Origin of the sequence: Streptomyces sp. NPDC056160, assembly GCF_042268205.1 — a bacterium.
Taxonomy (GTDB): Bacteria; Actinomycetota; Actinomycetes; order Streptomycetales; family Streptomycetaceae; genus Streptomyces.
This window is the reverse complement of sequence record NZ_JBHJUW010000277.1, coordinates 1-4,491: the sequence shown is the minus strand read 5'-3', so window position 1 is coordinate 4,491 and position 4,491 is coordinate 1. Positions and strand designations below refer to the sequence as shown.

The following is a 4,491-nucleotide window of genomic DNA, read 5'->3' as shown; positions in this document are numbered from 1 at the left end:
GGCCCCCCGGGGGGGGGCCCCCCCCCCCGGCGGGGCCCCCCCCCCCCGGCCCGTCGTCGCCCCTGCGTGCCGGCCGCGGAACGGCTCAGAGCCGTTCGGGCGTCCGGATGCCCAGCAGGGCCATGCCCTGGTGCAGCGTGCGGGCCGTGACGTCGCTCAGGAACAGGCGGTTCTCCACCTGCTCGGGCGTCTCGGCCTTCAGCACCGGGCACTTGTCGTAGAACGTCGTGAACAGGGACGCCAGCTGGTAGAGGTACGCCGTCAGCTTGTGCGGGGCGTACTCGGCGGCGGCCTCCGCGACCGTCTCCGCGAACCGGTCCGCGTGCAGCCCGAGAGCCCGCTCGGCCTGCGACAGCTCCAGCTCGGGGTGCGCGGCCGGCGCGGCCCCGCCCGCCTTGCGCAGGATCGACTGGATACGGGCGTACGCGTACTGGAGGTAGACGGACGTGTCGCCGTTGAGCGAGACCATCTGGTCCAGGTCGAACTTGTAGTCCCGGCTCGCCGACGTCGACAGGTCCGCGTACTTCACCGCGCCGATGCCCACCTGGGCGCCGCGCTCGGCGATCTCCTCCTCGGACAGGTCCAGCGCCTTCTCGCGCACCACCGCCGAGGCGCGGTCGATCGCCTCGTCGAGCAGGTCGACCAGGCGGACCGTCTCGCCCTCACGCGTCTTGAACGGCTTGCCGTCCTTGCCGAGGACCGTGCCGAAGGCGAGCTGCTGCGCCTTCACGCCCTCGTTCAGCCAGCCCGCCCTGCGCGCGGTCTCGAAGACCATCTTGAAGTGCAGGGACTGACGGGCGTCCACGACGTAGAGCAGGGTGTCCGCCTTCTGGTTGAAGACGCGGTCGCGGATGGCCGAGAGGTCGGTGGCCGCGTAGCCGTAGCCGCCGTCGGACTTCTGGACGATCAGCGGGACCGGGTTGCCGTCCGGGCCCAGGACGTCGTCGAAGAAGACGCACAGGGCGCCCTCCGAGCGGACGGCGACGCCGGACTCCTCCAGGAGGCGGCAGGTCTCCGCCAGCATGTCGTTGTAGCCCGACTCGCCGACGATGTCCGCGTCCCGGATCTCCATGTCCAGCTTCTCGAAGACGGAGAAGAAGTAGATCTTCGACTCGTCGACGAACTTCTGCCACATCTGAAGCGTGCGCGGGTCGCCCGCCTGGAGGTCGACCACCCGGCGCCGGGCCCGCGTCTTGAACTCCTCGTCGGAGTCGAACTTCCTGCGCGCGGCCTTGTAGAGGCGGTCCAGGTTGGACATCGCCTCCTCGCCGCTGACCTCGCCGGCCTTGTGGTCCAGCTCGTGCGGGTGCTCGTCCAGGTACTGGATGAGCATGCCGAACTGGGTGCCCCAGTCGCCGATGTGGTGGCGGCGCACCACGTTCTCCCCGGTGAACTCCAGGAGCTGCACCACCGAGTCGCCGATCACCGCCGAGCGCAGGTGGCCGACGTGCATCTCCTTCGCCACGTTCGGCTGGGCGTAGTCGATCACCGTGGTGCCCGGGTGGTCGGCGTGCGGCACGCCGAGCCGGCCGGCCGGGTCGGTGGCGCGCGCGGCCAGGTTCTCGGTGATCGCGCGGTCGGTGACCGTGATGTTGAGGAAGCCGGGGCCGGAGACCTCGATGTCGCGGATCAGGTCACCGGTGACCACCCGCTCGACGACCTGCGCCGCCAGCTCGCGCGGGTTCGCCTTCGCCTTCTTCGCCAGCGCCAGGATCCCGTTGGCCTGGAAGTCCGCTCGGTCGCTCCGTCGCAGCAGCGGGTCCGCGGCGGCGGCCTCCGGCAGGGCGGCCGAGAGGGCGTTCGCGAGACGCTGGTGGACGGAGGCGGTGAGGGACGTGACCGAGGCCATAGGAATGGGTGCCGTTCTCCTCGTGGGGATGGATAGTCACGGCCAGTATCCCATGGGGGGCAAAGCGAATTTTCCTCCCGCCCGGCCAACCCCGGCGCCCGCGGAGCCGTCCAATGCCTTGACAACGCGTTTTCGTGGATGCCGACCTGCCTGGGACAATGGAGCGGTCAGCCGTGCGACCGCATTGGCAGCTCACGGAGAACTTCAGGAAAGAGGACGTGCCGATCGTGGCTCAGAGCACCGAGACCACCGACTGGGTCTCCCGTTTCGCGGATGAGGTCATCGAGGAGTCGGAGCGTCGGGCCCCCGGCAAACCCGTCGTCGTCGCGTCCGGACTCTCCCCCTCCGGCCCCATCCACCTGGGCAACCTGCGTGAGGTCATGACCCCGCACCTCGTCGCCGACGAGGTGCGCCGCCGCGGCCACCAGGTGCGGCACCTGATCTCGTGGGACGACTACGACCGGTACCGCAAGGTCCCGGCGGGCGTCCCCGGCGTCGACGAGTCGTGGGCCGAGCACATCGGCAAGCCGCTGACCTCGGTCCCCGCCCCGGCCGGTTCGGAGCACCCGAACTGGGCGGAGCACTTCAAGGCCGCCATGGTCGCCTCGCTGGCCGAACTGGGCGTGGAGTTCGACGGCATCAGCCAGACCCGGCAGTACACCTCCGGCGTCTACCGCGAGCAGATCCTGCACGCGATGCGGCACCGCGGCGACATCGACGCGATCCTCGCCCAGTACCGCACCAAGCCCAAGGCGGGCGCCAAGAAGCAGCAGAAGCCGGCCGACGAGGCCGAGCTGGAGGCCGCCGAGGGCTCGGGCGCCGCCGGCGAGGACGACGGCAGCTCCGGCTCCGCCGGGTACTTCCCGTACAAGCCCTACTGCGGCAACTGCGAGAAGGACCTCACCACCGTCACCTCCTACGACGACGACTCCACCGAGCTGACCTACACCTGCACGGCCTGCGCCTTCTCGGAGACCGTCCGGCTCAGCGAGTTCAACCGCGGCAAGCTGGTCTGGAAGGTCGACTGGCCGATGCGCTGGGCGTACGAGGGCGTGATCTTCGAGCCGTCCGGCGTCGACCACTCCTCGCCCGGCTCGTCCTTCCAGGTCGGCGGGCAGATCGTCGGCATCTTCGACGGCAAGCAACCCATCGGCCCGATGTACGCCTTCGTCGGCATCTCCGGCATGGCGAAGATGTCCTCGTCCAAGGGCGGCGTGCCCACGCCCGGCGACGCGCTCCAGATCATGGAGCCGCAGCTCCTGCGCTGGCTGTACGCCCGCCGCCGCCCCAACCAGTCCTTCAAGATCGCCTTCGACCAGGAGATCCAGCGGCTGTACGACGAGTGGGACAAGCTGGCGGGCAAGGTCGCCGACGGCAGCGCGCTGCCCGGCGACGTCGCCGCCTACACGCGCGCCGTGGGCACCGCCGCCGGGGAACTGCCGAAGACCTCCCGCCCGCTGCCGTACCGCACGCTCGCCTCCGTCGCCGACATCACCGCCGGCCACCAGGACCAGGCGCTGCGCATCCTCAGCGAGCTGGACCCGGCCGACCCGCTCGGCTCCCTGGACGAGGCCCGCCCCCGGTACGACAAGGCCGAGGCGTGGATCAACACCCACGTCCCCGCCGACCAGCGCACCATCGTGCGCGCCGAGCCGGACACCGACCTGCTCAAGTCGCTCGACGAGGCCTCCCTGCGGTCGCTGCGGCTGCTGCTCGACGGCCTGGCCGAGCACTGGTCGCTCGACGGGCTCACCCACCTCGTCTACGGCGTGCCCAAGGTCCAGGCCGGCTTCTCCGCCGACGCCACGCCCAAGGAACTGCCCCCGGAGATCAAGACCGCCCAGCGGACGTTCTTCGCGCTCCTCTACCACCTGCTCGTCGGCCGCGACACCGGCCCGCGCCTGCCCACGCTGCTGCTCGCGGTGGGCCAGGAGCGGGTGCGGACGCTGCTCGGGGCGTAGCCACGCGGGACGCGCCGCACGCGAAGGGGGCCCTCCGCCCGGAGGGCCCCCTTCGCGTTGCCGTGCGCCTATGCGATGTGCTCTTCCATCAGCTCGTCGTTGAGACGGGCCGTGAACCGGTCCATGTACTGACCCAGTTCGCGGGAGCGCAGGCGCAGCCCGTACGCCGCCTCGACGTTCGCGGCGAAGGTGCCGGGCGTCGGCATGCCCTCGCCCTCTATCGAGTACCGGAACACCTGGTACAGGCCCTCCTCGTCCGGGGACTGCGGAGCAGTGCCGCCGCCCTCGCCCAGCTCACGGGTGCGGTTGGGGCCCGCGGGGACGGGGAAGGCGCCCGTGTCCTCGGCGGACGGCTGCGACGCGGGGTGCCCGGGGGGCTCCGGGTGTTCCTGCTCCCGATGGTCCTGCTCCCGGTGTTCCTGCTCCGGGTGCGCGGGGCGGGGCGGGGGCCCGGACCGCTCGGGCTGCTCCGGCTGCTGCTCCTCGTACCACTCCTCGTACGGCGGCTCGGGACCGTAGGACGGCTCCGGTTCGTACGTAGGGTCGTAGCCACCGTGGTAGTCGACCTGCTTCGGCGCCTGGAACCACGGGCTCTGCTCGGGGTCGGGCACGTACGCCTGCTGGTCCGGCTCCGGGCCGCGCTCGGCCGGCAGCGCACGCGGCTGCCCGCCGGCCGGCACC

The 4,491-nt window shown here is 71.3% G+C and carries 2 protein-coding genes and 1 pseudogene; 1 reads left to right on the top strand and 2 read right to left on the bottom strand.

The features are described 5' to 3' along the window. Positions 1-85 precede the first annotated feature (85 nt). Positions 86-1,849, bottom strand: a complete 1,764-nt coding sequence (gene argS / locus ACFC02_RS41765) for an arginine--tRNA ligase (RefSeq protein WP_376368124.1) — start codon at positions 1,847-1,849, stop codon at positions 86-88. Positions 1,850-2,067: 218 nt separating this feature from the next. Here argS and lysS point away from each other — a divergent pair, with 218 nt between their 5' ends. Further along, entirely contained in the window at positions 2,068-3,810 is a 1,743-nt protein-coding gene (lysS, locus tag ACFC02_RS41760) for a lysine--tRNA ligase (protein ID WP_376368122.1), read from the top strand. A gap of 68 nt (positions 3,811-3,878) precedes the next feature. On the opposite strand, the pseudogene ACFC02_RS41755 reads toward lysS, so the two are convergent. Continuing rightward, a pseudogene (locus ACFC02_RS41755) lies at positions 3,879-4,491 on the bottom strand (hypothetical protein); the annotation flags it as partial.

Excerpts from the sequence above, each read along its gene's own strand:
- argS (WP_376368124.1), bottom strand. The coding sequence starts at position 1,849 with ATGGCCTCGGTCACGTCCCTCACCGCCTCCGTCCACCAGCGTCTCGCG.